This window comes from Cupriavidus sp. 8B (assembly GCF_054589115.1).
In genome coordinates, this window is record NZ_BAAILO010000075.1 from 1 (window position 1) to 17,482 (window position 17,482).

General features: G+C 64.4%; 14 protein-coding genes and 2 pseudogenes. 8 read left to right on the plus strand and 8 right to left on the minus strand.

Translation table 11 applies throughout. The features are described from left to right. Both ACYP5B_RS07165 and ACYP5B_RS07170 read left to right on the plus strand, forming a co-directional pair. Nucleotides 1–191: hypothetical protein (locus ACYP5B_RS07165; RefSeq protein WP_459569115.1), on the plus strand; the 191-nt coding region annotated here is incomplete at its 5' end. 120 nt (nt 192–311) lie between these two features. Beyond that, nucleotides 312–890 (plus strand): NnrU family protein, encoded by a 579-nt coding sequence (locus ACYP5B_RS07170; RefSeq protein WP_459569116.1) that lies wholly within the window; start codon nt 312–314, stop codon nt 888–890. Nucleotides 891–995: 105 nt separating this feature from the next. Here ACYP5B_RS07170 and ACYP5B_RS07175 read toward each other — a convergent pair whose 3' ends face one another. From ACYP5B_RS07175 to ACYP5B_RS07185, 3 genes and pseudogenes are all read right to left on the minus strand, one after another. Beyond that, the gene (locus tag ACYP5B_RS07175) at nt 996–1,736 is read right to left on the minus strand and encodes an SDR family NAD(P)-dependent oxidoreductase (RefSeq protein ID WP_400100661.1); all 741 of its coding nucleotides are present in this window, start codon (nt 1,734–1,736) and stop codon (nt 996–998) included. A gap of 820 nt (nt 1,737–2,556) precedes the next feature. Further along, nucleotides 2,557–3,335, minus strand: a pseudogene (locus tag ACYP5B_RS07180) (SDR family oxidoreductase). Then, on the minus strand, nt 3,332–3,661 hold the full coding sequence (locus tag ACYP5B_RS07185; protein ID WP_459569118.1) for a nuclear transport factor 2 family protein: 330 nt from the start codon (nt 3,659–3,661) through the stop codon (nt 3,332–3,334). Before ACYP5B_RS07185 ends, ACYP5B_RS07180 begins: the two are co-directional and overlap by 4 nt. A gap of 91 nt (nt 3,662–3,752) precedes the next feature. Between ACYP5B_RS07185 and ACYP5B_RS07190 the strand changes: the two genes are divergently transcribed. Beyond that, nucleotides 3,753–4,115, plus strand: coding sequence for a winged helix-turn-helix transcriptional regulator (locus tag ACYP5B_RS07190; protein WP_459569119.1), 363 nt, complete (start codon nt 3,753–3,755; stop codon nt 4,113–4,115). A 586-nt stretch (nt 4,116–4,701) separates the two neighbouring features. Here the strand turns inward: ACYP5B_RS07190 and gdhA are convergent. Then, nucleotides 4,702–6,041, minus strand: a pseudogene (gdhA, locus tag ACYP5B_RS07195) (NADP-specific glutamate dehydrogenase). A 388-nt stretch (nt 6,042–6,429) separates the two neighbouring features. Here gdhA and ACYP5B_RS07200 point away from each other — a divergent pair. Beyond that, entirely contained in the window at nt 6,430–7,080 is a 651-nt protein-coding gene (locus ACYP5B_RS07200) for a HugZ family pyridoxamine 5'-phosphate oxidase (RefSeq protein WP_459569120.1), read from the plus strand. 17 nt (nt 7,081–7,097) lie between these two features. Here ACYP5B_RS07200 and ACYP5B_RS07205 read toward each other — a convergent pair whose 3' ends face one another. The 4 genes from ACYP5B_RS07205 to ACYP5B_RS07220 form a co-directional block, all read right to left on the minus strand. Continuing rightward, nucleotides 7,098–7,853, minus strand: coding sequence for a DeoR/GlpR family DNA-binding transcription regulator (locus tag ACYP5B_RS07205; RefSeq protein WP_318237507.1), 756 nt, complete (start codon nt 7,851–7,853; stop codon nt 7,098–7,100). Between the two features lie 310 nt (nt 7,854–8,163). Continuing rightward, nucleotides 8,164–9,627 carry a phosphonoacetaldehyde dehydrogenase gene (gene phnY, locus ACYP5B_RS07210; RefSeq protein ID WP_459569121.1) on the minus strand — a complete coding sequence of 488 codons (1,464 nt, stop codon included), beginning with the start codon at nt 9,625–9,627 and terminating at the stop codon, nt 8,164–8,166. Nucleotides 9,628–9,693: 66 nt separating this feature from the next. Then, the gene (phnA, locus tag ACYP5B_RS07215) at nt 9,694–10,971 is read right to left on the minus strand and encodes a phosphonoacetate hydrolase (RefSeq protein ID WP_459569122.1); all 1,278 of its coding nucleotides are present in this window, start codon (nt 10,969–10,971) and stop codon (nt 9,694–9,696) included. Between the two features lie 31 nt (nt 10,972–11,002). Beyond that, nucleotides 11,003–11,725, minus strand: a complete 723-nt coding sequence (locus ACYP5B_RS07220) for a phosphonate utilization associated transcriptional regulator (protein ID WP_400101624.1) — start codon at nt 11,723–11,725, stop codon at nt 11,003–11,005. A 268-nt stretch (nt 11,726–11,993) separates the two neighbouring features. Here ACYP5B_RS07220 and ACYP5B_RS07225 point away from each other — a divergent pair, with 268 nt between their 5' ends. The 4 genes from ACYP5B_RS07225 to ACYP5B_RS07240 all read left to right on the plus strand — a co-directional run bounded on the left by ACYP5B_RS07225 (nt 11,994) and on the right by ACYP5B_RS07240 (nt 17,186). Next, on the plus strand, nt 11,994–13,025 hold the full coding sequence (locus ACYP5B_RS07225) for a putative 2-aminoethylphosphonate ABC transporter substrate-binding protein (RefSeq protein WP_459569123.1): 1,032 nt from the start codon (nt 11,994–11,996) through the stop codon (nt 13,023–13,025). 110 nt (nt 13,026–13,135) lie between these two features. Continuing rightward, a complete protein-coding gene (locus ACYP5B_RS07230; RefSeq protein WP_459569124.1) occupies nt 13,136–14,242 on the plus strand; it encodes a putative 2-aminoethylphosphonate ABC transporter ATP-binding protein in 1,107 nt (368 codons plus the stop codon). Continuing rightward, on the plus strand, nt 14,239–15,969 hold the full coding sequence (locus tag ACYP5B_RS07235) for a putative 2-aminoethylphosphonate ABC transporter permease subunit (protein ID WP_459569125.1): 1,731 nt from the start codon (nt 14,239–14,241) through the stop codon (nt 15,967–15,969). The genes ACYP5B_RS07230 and ACYP5B_RS07235 overlap by 4 nt, the downstream gene beginning before the upstream one ends. An 83-nt stretch (nt 15,970–16,052) precedes the next feature. Then, nucleotides 16,053–17,186, plus strand: a complete 1,134-nt coding sequence (locus ACYP5B_RS07240) for a 2-aminoethylphosphonate--pyruvate transaminase (RefSeq protein ID WP_459569127.1) — start codon at nt 16,053–16,055, stop codon at nt 17,184–17,186. The last annotated feature ends 296 nt before the right edge of the window (nt 17,187–17,482 follow it).

The window sequence follows — 17,482 nt, forward strand, 5'->3', positions numbered from 1 at the left end:
TGAGCGTCAAGGGGCTTCAGTTGGGCGGCGCAAGCCGCGTCAACGAAGTGCGGATAAATCCAATGCTCAACTTTGAGCAGATTTTATGGAACAGTTCAACCACTATACTCAAACGAGTTTGGCCTAGAGATTTAGCAGGTCTTAACCGCCCAGGTCTGCCGTTGGAGGATCGCGAGCGGAGCACCACATAAGCGGAGCACCACATATGTCCTTGAGTGTTGCAGCGTCGCGAGGCGAACCTTGAAAAAAATTGTTCTCTTCTCCGATGGCACCGCAATCCATGGAGTACGTTGGCATAGCGGGGCGTCAACATGATGGTACTGCTACTAGGATTGTTGATCTTTCTGACCGTGCACTCGGTCCGCATTGTCGCAGAGCCTTGGCGCGCGGCGCAGATTGCTCGCGTGGGTCCGAATGGCTGGAAAGGTCTGTACTCCTTGGCTTCGGTCGTCGGACTGGTCCTGATCGTCTGGGGATTCGGGCTGGCTCGCGGGCACCCCGTGGTCCTCTGGACACCGCCGATGTGGGCTCATCACGTCACCGCGTTACTTACCGTACCGGCCTTCGTTCTAATCGCAGCAGCGTACGTGCCTGGTAACCGCATCAAGGCGGTGCTCGGCCATCCAATGGTCATAGGCGTCCAGATCTGGGCGTTGGCACACCTGCTTGCGAATGGAACGCTTGCTGCGGTTGTGCTATTCGGCGCCTTCCTGGTCTGGGCGGTGGCGGATTTCGCGTCGGCGCGCCGCCGCGACCGGCAGGCGGGGACGCGCTACCCAGCCGGAACACTCGCGCGCGATGCTGCTGTTGTTGTCATCGGGCTCGCGAGTTGGATTCTGTTCGCATTCGTGCTTCACGGATGGTTGGCCGGCGTGCCAGCGTACCTCTGAGCGGCGGACCGTCTCAGAGCCGACTCCGTTAGCTCATCGACTCCCCGTCGCGCCCGCACGGACGTCACCCTTCTTCAAATCCATAGGCCGAATATGTGCCCAGGCTCAGGCATTCATCCCGCCATCCACCGTAAGATTCGCCCCGGTAATGTATGAGGCCTCCGGGCCGGCGACGAACGCTACCATTGCGGCGATCTCCTCGACGCGCCCGTAGCGATCGAGCGCTGTGGCGGCCTTCTGCGGCACCGCCCAATCGCCTGAGGCGGGATTCAGGTCTGTATCGATCGGCCCCGGCTGGACGTTGTTGACCGTGATGCCCCGGCCTCCCAACTCTCTGGACAGCGCCTGGGTGAACATCCTGACCGCTGCCTTCGTGGCCGCGTAGGGCACCAGCCCGGGCGCAATGGCACGCTCGCCCACCGCCGAACCGATCATGATGATGCGGCCACCATCGCTCAGGTGCTTCAGCGCAGCCTTGGTCATAGCGAATACACCGCGGATGTTGATGTCGATCACTCTATCCATCTCCTCCAGCGTCGTGTCTTCGAACGGTTTCGGAATGGCCGTGCCGGCATTGTTCACCAGCACATCCAGCCGCCCGAAGGTCGCAAAAGTTCTCTCGACAGCAGCCTCGACAGCTTCGACGTCAGTAGCGTCCGCCTGGATCGCAATAGCCTTTCCCCCGTTGAGTTCAATCTCTTTGACCACGGCCGAAGCCGCGCTGGCGTCCTTCGCGTATGTCAAGGCCACGCTCGCTCCATCCGCCGCCAGACGCTTCGCGATTGCCGCACCGATGCCGCGTGAACCACCGGTAACGAGTGCCACTTTTTGAGCTAACTTAGACATGTGATTTCCTAAGATTTCCGTGAGCGATTCACCGCGTCACTCATCCAGTTAATGATTGACCGTTGTCTTTGCCCGGACCCTTTTTAGAACCGGAACCACATCACGAAGATCGGCGATGACCAGCTTCGCTCGCTTCCTGGCGTCGACGACAGTACAGCCTTCGCCTGTGAGGGTTTCTGCAATCAAACCAACGAACTTCTTCGTAACGCCACTTTTGATCCATGGTGGTGCAACGACTATAGGCTTCCGTGGAAAGTGCGACAAAGACCTTGTATGCAGGGAGGCATGCCTCTCGGGCATAGCAGGAGGGGGGCAAACGACGAAAAGAACGGCCGCCATGGAGACGGTGGAATGTCCGCTCCGGGCCGTAACTGCCACTCGTGGCAACAAGACGATGATGGCGGGTGTCCGCTATCGGGCGAGTTCGACGTTGGACCGGAGTCGGCCAGTTTGAGTCACTCAAACACGATTTTCGACCGTCCGTTTCCGGCCCGAGAAGAGACGGTCGCCAATGATGCTTTGACCTTAGGCTCGTTGCCCCTGCGGACGGTCGCGAACATGCCCTGTCTCGCCGATTTTTGCTTTTGGCTCTGCAGTTCAACTCGCGCCATCCGACCTGAGCAGCCACTGCCAACCATTCCTAAGAAGCCAAACCAGATGATGGAGTGTTCTAGGTGAAGATTGACTTAGCGTAGGTCCTTGCCGCGCGATCCCGGCGACTAACAGGGCATGATACGGCAGCGCAAACGAGGCGTGGTCGCGGCTATCCAGCCGCCTGCAGCAGCGTTCGACACCGAAGCGGTAGGGCAAGCGGCTCAGATCACGCAGTCGGAACAGTTCCTCCGTCGATGACGTACTCAGTGCCGGTGATGGCGCTGGCCCGCGCGGAGACGAGGAAACCAATGAGCTCGGCCACTTCCCGGGGCGAGCACGGCCGGCCGAGAGGAATGCCGCCGAGCGAATCCATGATGATCCTGCGGGCGCCTTCCGTATCGATGCCGTTCCGCCGGGCGATCTCAGCAACGAGACCCGCGGCAGCATCCGTCTCGACCCAGCCGGGGGAGACACGCACGACGCGAACGCCCTTCGGACTGACCTCCTTGGACAAGGCTTTGCTGTAGTTCGACAGGGCAGCCTTGGCGGCAGCATAAGCAATTGTGGCCTCCGGCAACGGTAACTGCCTTTGGATCGACGTGACGTGGATGATGACGCCCGAGCGCTGCTCGACCATCGAGGGCAAAAGCGCGCGATCGATGCGCACTGCCGGGAACAGGTTCAGGCTCAATGCCTTGTTCCATTCGTCGTCGTCGAGCACGCTGAAGCCACCCGCCGGCGCCGATGAGCCGCCCACGACGTGCACGATTATATCGACGCCACCGAGCCGTTCGAGCACGGCGTCGACAATGGTTTTACAGCCCTCGGCCGTCGTGATGTCCGCTCCGATAAACCATTCTTCGGCAAGGTCATCGGGACGCGAACGCGCCGTCGTCACGACATTCGCGCCCGCCTTGCAGAGGTGTGCGACAACGGCTTTACCGACGCCTTTGGTGCCCCCGTGACGAGCGCCCTAAGCCCCTGAAGTTCGAGTGCGACGCTCATCGGCGAATCTCCAGAGACGCGATCTTGCCGCCGCTTAGGACGAACGTGTAGGTCAGATCGACCGGGCTACCGGGGAAGGTGCCCGTGAGCCGTGCGTGCATCGTCACGGCGGCGCTGTCCTGGGACACGTCCAACGGCTCGACGCTGTACTGGTACTTGGTTTTGCTGTCTTTCTTCCAGGTCTCGATGGCTTCCAGCCCCACGATCGTACGGCCCTCGTCGCGCACGACGGCATCGGCAGTAAAGCAGTCCGCGAGAGAGGCGGTGTCGGTCGTGGCTTCCGCGTTCAGATAGGCATCCAGTGGCGGCGGCAGTGTCATATTCATTGTGGTCTTTCCTGAACGTCAGGGCTTGCATGTCCCAATGATGGCGTTATAGTTACCACATCGCAAGAACGCACTAAAAAGTAAGTAGGCCTTGGCTAACCGAAAAAAGTACACCCCCGCGACCGCCGCAATCGATGTCGAAGCCGCATTCAAGCTGCTGGAAGGGCGCTGGAAGCTGGTGATCCTATTTCACCTTTTCGGTGGCCAGGTGCGGCGCTTTTCGGACCTCGAGAGGCTGATTCCCGGCATCACGCAGAAGATGCTTGCCCAGCAGCTACGCCGCCTCGAAGAGGACGGCATCGTGACGCGTACGGTCTATCACCAGGTGCCGCCGAAGGTGGACTACCGCCTGACCGACTGGGGCCAGGCGCTGTGCCCGGCACTGGATGCGATTCTGAAATGGGCGGAGCGCCGCGAAGACTTTCCGTCGGCAGCGTCGAGCGTGCGTGTCTGAGGCTAACGGGCCTATTTTCCGGAACTCAAATTCTGTGGGTCGTCGACGAGGTGTCTGCTGCAAGGCAACGGACGCGTCCGCATCGGTTGGGGGCGGTCCCAACGTTTTTGGAATCACACCGTCGTGTCGTGCTACGGTGAACTGCGTTAGCGATCCGCCACGTTTTGTGATGGCCGACGAGCGGTAGGCCGAAGCGTCATGCGCGATCGTCTCATGTCGCTACTGGAGCGGACGGTTGAAAATCTTGTTCGAGCGGCTCCATCGGGTCGAGAGCGGCAGTTCGGCGTTCTTCAAAGCGGACACTCCAGATGGACCCAAAAGGCCAACTGCCCACCGGCGGCTATGGCCGATGGGCCGCCGTTCGCGCTGAATACATCCAACGGCAGCTACCGATAATAACCATCTGGACTTGCCCGCGACTACCCTACTTGGCTGGCACTCTGGCCCACAGTCCCCGGAAATCGGTGAAGAACCAAAAAAAGAGCGGGATGGCATCGCCGCCACCCCGCGCTCCACCTATATCGCTACGCCACCCGACAGCCTGGTTAGAAAACCAAAGCGCCGGCCAGCGTGCCCGAGCCCGGTATCAAACCACGCCCTGCGCCAGCATCGCGTCCGCGACCTTCACAAACCCGGCCACGTTGGCGCCTTCCACGTAGTTGATAAACCCGTCGGCCTTCTGCCCGTAGTGGATGCAGTTGCCGTGGATGTCTTTCATGATCGCGTGCAGCTTCTCGTCGACCTCGGCATGGTGCCAGGACATGCGCATGGCGTTCTGCGACATTTCCAGCCCCGAGGTGGCGACACCGCCGGCGTTGCTGGCCTTGCCCGGCGCGTAAAGGATGCGCGCGGCCAGGAAGCGGTCCACGGCGTCCAGCGTGGAGGGCATGTTGGCGCCTTCGGCCACGCAGAACACGCCGTTGGCCAGCAAGCGTTCGGCGTCATTGCCGTCCAGCTCGTTTTGCGTGGCGCAGGGCAGCGCCACGTCCGCCGGCACGTGCCAGGGCGTGCAGCCGGCTTCGAAGTGCAGGTCTTGCTCGGCAGCGAAATCCGCCAGGCGGCCGCGCGCCTCGTTCTTGAATGCCATCAAGGCCGCCAGTTGCTCGCTGTTCATGCCCTTGGGGTAATGCAGCACGCCACCGGAGTCGGAGACCGTGAGTACCTTGGCGCCGAGCTCGATCGCTTTCTCGGCGGCGTACTGGGCCACGTTGCCCGAGCCGGACAGCAACACGCGCAGGCCACTGAAGCCGCGGCCGCGGCGGTGCAGCATCTCCTGCGCGAAATACACCGTGCCGTAGCCGGTGGCTTCGGGCCGCATCAGGCTGCCGCCGAAGGCCATGCCCTTGCCGGTGAAGACGCTGGCGGAGCTGTTGGACAGCTTTTTCATCATGCCGGCCATGAAGCCGACTTCCCGCGCGCCCACGCCGATATCGCCGGCGGGCAGGTCGGTGTCCGGGCCGAGGTGGCGGTAAAGCTCGGTCATCAGTGCCTGGCAAAAGCGCATGACTTCGCCATCTGACTTGCCCTTGGGGTCGAGAGCCGCCCTTGCCGCCGCCCATGGGCAGCGTGGTCAGCGCATTCTTAATGCGTCTGCTCAAAGCCCAGGAACTTCAATACCGAGAGATTGACCGTGGGATGCAGGCGCATGCCGCCCTTGTAGGGGCCGATGGCGGAGCTGTGCTGCACGCGGAAGCCCCGGTTGACCTGCACCTGGCCGCGGTCGTCTGTCCATGCCACGCGGAACTGGATCACGCGCTCGGGTTCCACCAGCCGCTCCAGCAAGGCCTGTTCGCCGTAGCGCGGATGCTGCTCGACGAAGGGCCAGAGCGTCATCATGACTTCCTTCACGGCCTGGAGGAATTCGGGCTGGTCGGGGTCGCGCCGGGCAACGCCGGCCAGGAATGTTTCAAGGGAGGCAGATGTCACAAGTGTCTCTTTGTTTCGATGTGCTGGTACTTGGCAGAAGACGGCCGCCGCGGATACGTGTCCGGCAGGCGTGCCGCGGGATGCCACGGCGCTGCCCGGATCGTCCGGGGCGGCGCAACTGCGGCGAGCCCGGCGTCCACGCGGAAACGGCCACCGGTTCATGTCAATACATTCACGATTGGGATTGGATGTATTGCCAAGGGCGAAGCTTAGCATCGGGAGTGCGCTGCAAGGCAGTCACAACACCTTTGATTGGCAGACATATAAAGGCTGCCTGCTTGTATTTTCGTGCGATCAGCGGCCATGGGCCGGCGGCTGGCGGCCTCGAAGGCAGGCCTGCGCAAGCCGTACAATGGTCGGATAGCGCTGGGACAAGGGTGCAACGAAAGTGGAAATCCCGATCGATCAAGTTGTCAGCCTGCTCCACGAAGCGGCCTACGGCACCCTGGCCACGCACGCTTGCGCCCTGCCCGGCTACCCCTACGCCACCGTGGTGCCGTTCGTGACGGACCCGGCCAGCGCGCCCGTGATCTGCGTCAGCGCGTTGGCCGAGCACACGCGGAACCTGCTTGCCGATGCGAGAGTGAGCCTGTCCGTGCTGCAGCCTGGCGCTGCGGACGTGCAGAACGCCCGGCGGCTGACGCTGGTGGGCGATGCGGCCCGCTTCGAGCCAAATGCCGACGAGCTCGCGCGTTACCTGCGCTATGAGCCGGCTGCCGAGCCGTTGCTGGCGCTGGATTTCCAGTTCTTCCGCATCCGCCCGACCGCCATCCGGTTTATCGGCGGTGTCGGGCGCATGGGCTGGATTGGGCAGGCGGCATGGGATGCCTTGCCGCAGGTGCCGCCAGGCATTGAGGCCGGGATCGTGCAAGCGGTGTGCCTCGCCGCCCCGGGCGGCGTTCGCGTGCTTGGCGTCGACGGCTATGGCATTGACTATGAAATCGCCGGACGGCGCAGCCGCATGTGCTTTCCCCATGGGCCCATATCGCTGGACGCCGTGGAAAAGACGGCCCTGGCATTTGCGGCTAGCCTTGACTGAACCAGCCTTTGCCGCCCTCAGGCGATCCGCAACACCGGTCCGCGTTCCTTCAGCGCAGCGGCCAGCTCGGGCTCGGGCGCCATATCGGAAATCACATAGGCCGCCTTCTCGAAATGCTTGACCAGCACGCCGGCATTGCGGCCAAACTTGGTGTGGTCGGCCACCACGCAGGCCACGCTCGCCGCTTGCAACATGCGGCTGCGCAGCTCGGCGGCCGCGCGCGAGAAATCGCTCATCTGGCCGTCGGCGGTAATGCCGCCGGTGCCGATAAAGGCAAAGTCCGCGTGGTAGCGCGACAGTTGCTCGATGGTGTCCCAGCCGTGGGTGGCGTCCTCGTTGTCCTGCAGCTCGCCACCGAGCATCACCACCCGATTGCCGTTGCGCCGCCCCAGCAACAGGGCAATGGCGAAGTCGTTGGTATAGACCAGCAGGTTGTGATGGCCATGCAGCGCCTGCGCCACGGTGTGGGTGGTGGTGCCGTAGTCGAGGATCAGCGAGGCGCCATCCGGCACCAGCTCCGCCGCGCGCATGCCGATGGCGCGCTTGCCTTCGGCGTTGACCGCGGCGCGGGTCTGGGCGTCAGGCTCGGCCCGCTCGGGCGTGAGCGCGCCGCCGTGCGTGAGGATCAGCAGGCCGCGCGCCGCCAGCGCGTTGAGGTCGCGCCGGATGGTCTCGCGCGAGACATCCAGCTCGCTCACCAGTTCGCTGATGGCCAGCGCGCCGCTGGCGGCGAGCTGGTCGAGGATGAATTTTTGCCGCTGTTCAGCCAGCACGTGGACTCCGCTGCATAGGGAAAAACAAGGAGGGATTCTAACCCCTGCGGCTTCCACTGGACACTAGGCGCACTGGCGGGCTGGATCCTTCTATTCAGCTTGCTAGACAAACGCTGCGATTCGGCCGGTTTGCGCCCCTCTTCCACTTGTAGGGGGAGAGGTCGAGGGAGAAGGCGGGCGCTCGCAGATATCAGGGGTAGCCACTTCGTAGGTACTCCCGCCCTCTCCCCCAGCCCCTCTCCCGCACGCGGGAGAGGGGAGCGCGACAACGCAGTTTTGACTTGGTCAGCAAACTGGGGAAGGCGCCCTCTCACCCCCAAGGCATCGTGATCGACTTCAGGTTGGTAAAGCTCTTGATCGCCTCCTGCACCCCTTCCTTGTAGCCAAGCCCCGAATCCTTGATGCCGCCAAACGGCGTCAGTTCGATGCGATAGCCGGGCACTTCCCACAGGTTGACGGTGCCCACCTGCAGCTCATCCGCAAAGCGGGCGAAGTCGTCCATGCGGTTGGTGCACACGCCGGAGGACAAGCCGAAGGCGGTGCCGTTGGAGATGCGGATGGCCTCGTCGATATCGCGGAAGGTGATGATGGGCGAGACCGGGCCGAAGGTTTCTTCCCGCACCACGGTCATGGCCGGATCCACGCGGTCGATCACGGTGGGCGAGTAGCGGGCGCCATCGCGGTGATTGCCGAGCACCAGGCGGGCGCCCTGCGCAACGGCCTCTTTCACGCGGGACTCGAACAGCGCGGCGGCTTCGGCGTCGATCACGGTGCCCATGTCCACGGTGCGATCCATGGGGTCGCCGTAGTTCCATGCCCGGGTCTTTTCCACCACCAGCTCGGTAAACCGGTCGGCCACGGCCTGGTGCACCAGCATGCGCTTGATTGCCGTGCACCGTTGCCCGGAGTTCTTGTACGAGCCCTGCACCGCCAGGTCGGTGGCGCGCTCCAGGTCGGCGTCGTCCATCACGATCAGCGGGTCGTTGCCGCCCAGCTCCAGCACCACGCGCTTGTAGCCGGCCTTGTTGGCGATGTACTTGCCGATGCCGACGCCACCGGTGAAGGTGACCAGATCCACGGAAGGATGGGTGATCAGCTCGTCGGCGATCTCGCGCGGGTCGCCCGTGACCACCTGCAGCATCTGCGGCGGCAGGCCGGCCTCATAGAGGATGTCGGCCAGGTAGTAGGCGGACAGCGGCACCTTTTCCGAGGGCTTGAGCACCATGCGGTTGTTGGTGGCGATGGACGGCGCCACCTTGTGCGCGACCTGGTTCATCGGGTGGTTGAACGGCGTGATGGCGCAGATCACGCCGAGGAACGGCGAGCGCTGGGTCATCACGCGGCGCTTCTTGCCGTGCGGGGTCAGGTCGCAGGAGAACAGCTGGCCGTCGTCGCGCAGGGTTTCGTTGGCGGCAAAGCCAAGCACGTCGGCCACGCGGCCGATCTCATAGAGCGAGTCTTTCTTGCACAGCCCGGACTCCAGCGTGATCAGGTCGGACGCCTCCTCCACGCGCTCGCGCAGCAGCGCGGCGGCACGGTTGAGGATGGCGGCGCGCTCGAAGCGGGTCAGCGTGGAACGGTAGGCGCGCGCCACGGCAAACGCTTGCCGCACGTCTTCCACGCTGGCCTTCGGCACGGTGCCGACCAGCGCGCCGTCGTATGGGTTGCACACTTCGATCACGCGCTCGCGCATGACCTTCTTGCCATCGATGCGCAGCGCTTCGGCGCGGAAGTGCGGGCTGACCTGGCCGGTGGAAAACTTAGGGGCGTTCATGTCGGTTCTCGCGTCAAGAGTTCGGGACGGATACGAATCGGGTGCGGATACGCGTACGGGCGGCACTCAGTGCAGGTGATTAAGCGCAACGTCGAAGATGTCGAAGTTGCGCAGCTGCGCCTTGCCGGGAATGCCCGCCGTGGCGCGGTTGAACACCAGCGGCACGGTCTGCTCGGAGACGCCGCCGTGGGAGCGCAGCGGCGCGTCCAGCCCGGACAGGTCGTGGCGGCTCTGGCTGGTGCCCAGCACCACGTGCTTGTCGCTGACGATCACCAGATCGCCCACGCGGTCCGGCGGCAGCTCGAAGCGCGCGCAGGCTTCGGCGTTGTCGAGCACGCTTTCGATGCCCGGCAGCGCCGCCAGCTTGGCCTTGAGCGCGGCGCGGTCGACATCTTCCGGCAGGTAGACGGTGGCGTAGGAACCCAGCGCGCCGTGGTGCACCACGTAGGGATCGGTGATCGGCAGGATCACGCGCGCGCCGCCGGCTTCCACGCCCCGGCCGAGCCAGCTGTCGAACTGGTCCTGCAGGTAGATCACGTTGGGCGCCTTGGTGGCGTCGTCGTGCTTGGCGTTCATGCCGTGGTCGGCGGTCAGCGCCACCACGCAGCCGAGCGCGTCGAGCTGCGCCAGGTACTTGTCCATCATGGCGTAGAAGGCGTTGGCGCCGTCCGAGCCCGGGGCGAACTTGTGCTGGATGTAGTCGGTGGTGGACAAGTACATCAGGTCCGGCCGACGGGTCTCCATCAGCCGCACGCCGGCGGCAAAGACAAACTCGGACAGCTCGGCGCTATACACGCTCGGCACCGGCATGCCGACGAGGTCCAGCACGTTGTCGATGCCGTTGTCCTCCAGCGTGGCCTGGTCGGCCTTCTCCGAGGAGAAGCAGATGCCGCGCATGCCGTGGCCGAGCAGGCGGCGCAGCTTGTCCTTGGCGGTCACCACCGCCACGCTGGCGCCGGCATCGGCAAAGGCGGCCAGGATGGTGCCGGCGCGCAGGTACTTGGGGTCGTTCATCATCACTTCCTCGCCGCAGCCGCCGTTGGCGCTGCGATCGAAGAAGTAGTTGCCGCAGATGCCGTGCACCGCCGGCGGCGCGCCGCACACGATGGACAGGTTGTTGGGGTTGGTGAAGGTGGGCACCACGCACGCCCCGCGAAAGCTCGCGCCCTCGGCCAGAAGGCGCTTCAGGTACGGCGCGCGGCCGCTGGCGGCGGCGGCTTCCAGGTAATCGAATTCACATCCGTCCACGCAGACCACCACCACGGGCTGTTTCATCCATTGGTAGGTGCGCTGATTGACAGTGATGCTCGGGGCGGCGACGCTGGAAAGATTCGGGTTCGACATGTCGGGGTTCCTGTGCGGGAAAGGAAAGGCTTCAGGGCTTATCGGTTTCGGCGCCGCCTTCAAGGTCGGCTGCGGCGGCTACGGCGGCATGCATGCGGGCGCGGCCGCGTTCCACGTGCTCGCGCATCAGCCTGCCCGCCAGCTCGACATCGCGCGCGGCAATGGCCGACACGATCTCGCGGTGCTCGCGGGTAGAGGTGGGGATGGCGTTGCTGTCGGCGGAAAGCGCCTCGCGCCGGAACAAGGTGAGCTCCTTGACCAGGCGCCGGTAGGTTTCCACCAGCTTGCGGTTGCCGGCGAGCTCCACCATGCGGTCATGCAGGGTGAGGTTGAGGCGGGTGTATTCGTCGAGGTCGCGCGCGGTGCTGGCCGCGCCCATGGCCTCGATCAGCGCGCGCAGCTCGCGCACGCCCTCCGCCGTGATGTTGGCGGCGAGCAGCCGGCCGACGTACTCATCCAGCACGGCACGCAGCGCATAGATCTCGTCGGCCTCTTCCAGGGAGATGGCGCGCACGAACACGCCGCGGTTTTTCTCGGTGCGCAGCAGGCCGGCCTGCTCCAGCGCCCGGAAGGCTTCGCGCAGCGGGCCGCGCGACACATTGAACTCGCCCGCGAGTTCGATTTCATTGAGCCTGGCGCCTGGCAGCAGGCCGCCGGACACGATGCGCATTTCAAGCTCGCGCTGCACCAGGGTGGTCAGCGACTGGCTCTGCAGGATCGCGATATCGCTCGACTGAGCGGCTGGCCGTGACATGAAGACTCCTGATTCGGGTACATCGAAAATCCTGGTTGTCATTAAAGCAAGCAGTTTGTATATTGTCAACAAAGCAGGCATCGGCGAGTGGCCTCAAACTCCACCCACCAGCCCCAAAAGATCGGGCGCATGCCTTGCAAGTGTTGTAGAACAAGGGTTTATCGGTGATATTTGGCGATGCGATGGTCGTGCAACATGCCGCAAAGTACTGCAACAAATTCACCAAATCGACACACAATACCACCTACAATGCCACAAGGAGCCCCACATGAAAGCGACGTTCAAGTTCGTTCCGCACCTGGCCGCCGGTGCACTAGCCCTCTGCTCGGCTAGTGCCGCGCTGGCGCAAAAGACCACCCTCACCGTCTACACGGCATGGGAAATCGAGACGTTGAAGCCATACGCCGAAGGCTTTGCCAAGGTGGCGCCAGATATCGAACTGAAGTACGTGCGGGACTCCACCGGCGTGATCACCGCCAAGGCGCTCGCGGAAAAAGCCAATCCGCAGGCCGACGTGATCGCCGGGCTGGCGGCGTCCAGCCTGGAGCTGCTCAAGCAGGAAAACATGTTGACCCCTTACTCGCCCAAGGGCTTCGACCGCCTCACGCGCGACTACAGCGACAAGGCCACGCCGCCGAACTGGGTTGGGCTGGACGTATGGGGCGCCACCATCTGCTTCAACACCATGGAAGCCAAGAAACGCAACCTGCCCAAGCCCGAAACCTGGCGCGACCTGGCCAAGCCCATCTACAAGGGCATGATCGTGATGCCCAATCCGGCGTCCTCGGGCACCGGTTTTCTTGACGTGACCGCGTGGCTGCAACTGTTCGGCGAGACGGATGGCTGGAAGTACATGGACGCGCTGCACGAGAACATTGCCCAGTACACGCACTCCGGCTCCAAGCCGTGCAAGCAGGCCGGCGCTGGTGAATTCCCCATCGGCATCTCGTTCGAGCTGCGCGCGCACAAGACCAAGGCTTCGGGCGCGCCCATCGACATGATCTTCCCGACCGAAGGGCTGGGCTATGACATCGAGGCCGCCGGCATCGTCAAGGGCACCAAGAAGCTGGAAGCCGCGCAGCGCTACCTGGACTGGCTGGCGAGCAAGGACGCCAACGAACTCTTCGCCCGTGACTGGGCCATCGTGGCCTACCCCGGCGTGGCCAAGAAGGTGGACAGCATCCCCGTGAACTACGAAAAGATGCTGGTCAAGAACGACTTCAGCTATATCGCCAAGAACCGCGAGCGGATGCTCAACGAATGGCAGAAGCGCTATAGCGTCAAGTCGGAAAAACAATAACGCCAGCAGAGCCAGCAAAGTCAGTAGAGCCGAGCGCGCGCGGGCCTGACGCCATGCCCGTGCGCAGCGGCCACCAAGCCAGTCCTCACCCCCACAAGAGGCGACACGCCATGCAAACCACTACCGCCAGGCACGATAGCTATCTCAGCCTGCAAGGCATCCAGAAGCGCTTCGGCGGCTTTACCGCCCTGCAACATATCGACCTGGAGGTGCGCCAGGGCGAGCTGCTGTGTTTCCTCGGGCCATCGGGCTGCGGCAAGACCACCTTGCTGCGCATCATCGCCGGGCTGGAATCGCAAAGCGCCGGCACCATCGTGCAGGCCGGGCGCGACATCTCCACGCTGCCGCCGATGGAGCGCGACTACGGCATCGTGTTCCAGTCCTATGCGCTGTTCCCCAACCTGACGGTCGCGGACAACGTGGCCTATGGCCTGGTCAACCGCCGCATGCCGCGGGCGCAGCGCCAGGAGCGCGTGGCGGAGCTGCTGACCATGGTCGGCCTGCCCGAGCGCGGCGGGCAGTATCCCGCGCAGCTCTCCGGCGGGCAACAGCAGCGCGTGGCCATTGCCCGCGCGCTGGCAACCTCGCCCGGCCTGCTGTTGCTGGACGAGCCGCTGTCCGCGCTGGACGCGCGCGTGCGCGGGCGGCTGCGCGGCGAGATCCGCGCGCTGCAGCAGCGGCTGAACATCACCACCATCCTGGTCACGCATGACCAGGAAGAGGCGCTGTCCATGGCCGACCGCATCGTAGTGATGAACCAGGGCGCGATCGAGCAGATCGGCACCCCGGCGCAAATCTACCAGCGCCCCTCCACCCCCTTCGCGGCGGACTTTGTTGGCCGCACCAATATGCTGGCGGCGCGCGTGAGCGGCGACGGCGAGCTGCACCTGGGCGGCATGCGCATGCGCTGCGCCACGCCGCCGGGATGCTGCGCCGAGGAATCGGTGCAGGTGTTCTTCCGCCCGGAAGATGTCTGCGTGCGCGGCATCGAGCAGCACGGCGGCAATGTGCTGGACGCCACCGTGGACAAGATCGAGTTCCTGGGCGCGTTCTCCCGGCTCACGCTCAAGCTGCCGGCTGCGGGCGAAAGCAGCCGCTGCGAAACGCTCTACGCGGATCTCTCGCTGAACGACCTGCACGACTTGCGCCCCAGCGCCGGCGACTTGCTGCGCCTGGCCATTCCCGCCGACCGCATCCGCATCTTCCGCCAAGCATGAGCCTGAGCCTATCCACCACCCCGGTGGCCGATGCCACCCCCGCCGCCAGCCGCGTGCGCGCGCACTGGACCGACCGCCTGGCGCTCGCCCTGCTGGGCGTGGCCGCGCTGGCCCTGCTGTGCTTCGTGCTGGCGCCCATCGTGATGATCCTGGCCAAGAGCGTGCAGAACCGCGACGGCAGCCTCGCCGGCCTCGCGCACTTCCGAGCCTACCTGGAATCTCCCGCGCTGCTGCGCTCGGTATGGAACAGCCTGTGGGTCTCGGCGCTGGCCACCGCACTGACCGTGCCGCTGGCCTTCACCTTTGCCTACGCGCTCACGCGCAGCCGCATTGCCTGCAAGGGCATGCTGCGCAACCTGGCGATGATCCCGCTGCTGGCACCGTCGTTGCTGGCGGCGATCTCCTTTATCTTCTGGTTCGGCAACCAGGGCCTGTTCAAGCCGTATATGGGCGAGACGCAGATCTACGGCCCGCTGGGCATCGTGGCGTCGATGGTGTTCGCCACCTTCCCGCACGCACTGATGATTCTGATCACCGCGCTGTCGCTCACCGACGCGCGGCTGTACGAGGCCGCCGATGCGCTCGGCACCTCCACGCTGCGCAAGTTCTTCACCATCACGGTGCCGGGCGCGCGCTACGGGCTGGTCAGCGCGGCCATGGTGGTGTTCACCTACGCCATCTCGGACTTCGGCATTCCCAAGGTGATCGGCGGCAACTTCCATATGCTGGCCACCGACATCTACAAGCTGGTGATCGGCATGCAGGACTTCTCGCAGGGCGCGGTGGTGTCGCTGATGCTGCTGGTGCCGGTGGCCGTCACCTACTACATCGATGCGCGCGTGCAGCGTCGCCAGATGGCGCTGATGTCCGCGCGCTCGGTGCCGTACGTGCCGCGCCGCAGCCGCCGCTTCGATATCTCGATGGCGGCCTTCTGCTGGATCATGGCGGCGCTGATGGCGGCGGTGATGGGCATGGCGATCTACGCGTCGTTCGTCAAGCTGTGGCCGTACAACTTCTCGCTGTCGCTGGACCACTACCGCGTGGGCCTGATTGAAGGCGGCGTGGTGGATTCGTACTTCAACAGCCTGCGCCTGGCGATCGCCTGCGCGCTGCTGGGGCCCATCTTTATCTTCAGCACGGCATACCTGCTGGAGAAGACGCGCGGGCTGGACTGGCTGCGCGGCTTCGTGCGGCTGATGGCCGTGCTGCCGATGGGCGTGCCGGGGCTGGTGCTCGGGCTGGGCTACATCTTCTTCTTCGTGCCCGCCGCCAACCCGCTCAACGTCATCTACCAGACGTTGGGAATCCTCGTGCTGGTGACCATCGTGCACTATTACGCGTCCTGCCACCTGACCGCGGTGACCGCGCTCAAGCAGCTCGACAGCGAGTTCGAAGCGGTATCGGCCTCGCTCAAGGTGCCCTTCTACACCACCTTCCTGAAGGTCACCGTGCCGGCGTGCCTGCCCGCCATCCTGGAAATCTCCCGCTACCTGTTCATCAACGCGATGACCACCGTCTCGGCCGTGGTCTTCCTGTATGGCGCGGATACCAAGCTGGCCTCGGTGGAAATCGTCAACCTGGACGAGAGCGGCGATATCGGCCCGGCCGCCGCCATGGCCACGCTGGTGGTGCTGACCTCCGCCTTCGCCTGCCTGCTGTACTACCTGCTGCAGCGCGTGCTGGACGCCAAGACCCAGGCCTGGCGGCAATCCGGGCGCAACGACTAAACAACTAACCCAGCTAACCGGCATCCGGCCGGAGATCCCGGCCGAAGCCAACCACTCCCCTGATCCCAATCCAGGAGCACTCCATGATCCGCGGCAACGACCCCATCCTGCTGACCCCCGGCCCCCTCACCACCTCGCTCGCCACCAAGCAAGCCATGCTGCGCGACTGGGGATCGTGGGACATCAGCTTCAACGCCATCACGCGCAGCCTGTGCGACGACCTGATCGCCATCGTGCGCGGGCAGGATACGCACGTCTGCGTGCCCATGCAGGGCAGCGGGACCTTCTCGGTGGAAGCCGCCATCGCCAACGTGGTGCCGCGCGACGGCAAGGTGCTGGTGCCGCAGAACGGCGCCTACTGCCAGCGTATCCTCAAGATCTGCAAGGTGCTGGGGCGCGCCAGCGTGGAACTGCAGATCCCCGAAGACCAGCCCGCCACCGCCGCGCTGATCGAAGCCGCGCTGCTGCGCGATCCGTCGATCACGCACGTGGCGCAGGTGCACTGCGAAACCGGCGCCGGCGTGCTCAACCCGCTGCCCGAGATCGCCGCGCTGTGCGCGCGCCTGGGCAAGGGCCTGATCGTCGATGCCATGAGCTCCTTCGGCGCGCTGGAGATCGACGCGCGCACCATGCCGTTCGACGCGCTGGTGGCCGCCACGGGCAAGTGCATCGAAGGCGTGCCGGGCATGGGCTTCGTGCTGGTAAAGAAAAGCGTGCTGGAAGCCAGCCAGGGCAACAGCCACTCGCTGGCGCTGGACCTGTACGACCAGTACACCTATATGCAGAAGACCACGCAGTGGCGCTTCACCCCGCCCACGCATGTGGTCGCCGCCTTCCGCGCCGCGCTCGACCAGTTCCTGGAAGAAGGCGGCCAGCCGGTACGCGGCGCGCGCTATCGCGCCAACTACCAGACGCTGGTGGGCGGCATGGCCGACCTGGGCTTTCGCCCCTTCCTCTCGCCCGAGGTACAGGCACCCATCATCGTCACCTTCCATGCGCCGGACGACGCGCGCTACGACTTCAAGACCTTCTACGCCAAGGTGCGCGAGCGCGGCTACATCCTCTACCCCGGCAAGCTAACGCAGGTGGAAACCTTCCGCGTGGGCTGTATTGGCGCGATCGACGCCAATGAAATGCGCAATGTAGTGAGCGCGATCGGCGAAACGCTGGCGGAGATGGGGATCAAGATGCAGGCACCGCTGGCGCGGGCGGCTTGAGGCATTTGCGGAGCTGTCGCCCCGGCGAGCGCCCACCCTCTCCCACAAGTGGGAGAGGGGAGGCCAACCAGCGGCAACAGAAACGACATCGTCAGCGCCCCGATTCGGTGTAGCCGTGATTCCCGCCCGTCAGGCGGGAATCACCCAAGCGCGATGCGAAGCGAGCCGTCAAGGTGTGCCAAGGCCGTATGGGGCGCCTCGGGATTTCACGAAAAGAGTGGAAAAGAGGGACCCATGTTTGAGTATCGCCCTAAGGCGATGCGAGTTTGGGTCCCGGCCGCTCTTTTCGTGAAATC

What these genes read in the sequence shown, in the direction of transcription:
- ACYP5B_RS07170 (WP_459569116.1), top strand. Translation starts at nt 312, where the DNA reads ATGATGGTACTGCTACTAGGATTGTTGATCTTTCTGACCGTGCACTCG.
- ACYP5B_RS07175 (WP_400100661.1), bottom strand. Translation starts at nt 1,736, where the DNA reads ATGTCTAAGTTAGCTCAAAAAGTGGCACTCGTTACCGGTGGTTCACGC.
- ACYP5B_RS07185 (WP_459569118.1), bottom strand. Translation starts at nt 3,661, where the DNA reads ATGAATATGACACTGCCGCCGCCACTGGATGCCTATCTGAACGCGGAA.
- phnY (WP_459569121.1), bottom strand. Translation starts at nt 9,627, where the DNA reads ATGAACGCCCCTAAGTTTTCCACCGGCCAGGTCAGCCCGCACTTCCGC.
- phnA (WP_459569122.1), bottom strand. Translation starts at nt 10,971, where the DNA reads ATGTCGAACCCGAATCTTTCCAGCGTCGCCGCCCCGAGCATCACTGTC.
- ACYP5B_RS07220 (WP_400101624.1), bottom strand. Translation starts at nt 11,725, where the DNA reads ATGTCACGGCCAGCCGCTCAGTCGAGCGATATCGCGATCCTGCAGAGC.
- ACYP5B_RS07225 (WP_459569123.1), top strand. Translation starts at nt 11,994, where the DNA reads ATGAAAGCGACGTTCAAGTTCGTTCCGCACCTGGCCGCCGGTGCACTA.
- ACYP5B_RS07230 (WP_459569124.1), top strand. Translation starts at nt 13,136, where the DNA reads ATGCAAACCACTACCGCCAGGCACGATAGCTATCTCAGCCTGCAAGGC.
- ACYP5B_RS07235 (WP_459569125.1), top strand. Translation starts at nt 14,239, where the DNA reads ATGAGCCTGAGCCTATCCACCACCCCGGTGGCCGATGCCACCCCCGCC.
- ACYP5B_RS07240 (WP_459569127.1), top strand. Translation starts at nt 16,053, where the DNA reads ATGATCCGCGGCAACGACCCCATCCTGCTGACCCCCGGCCCCCTCACC.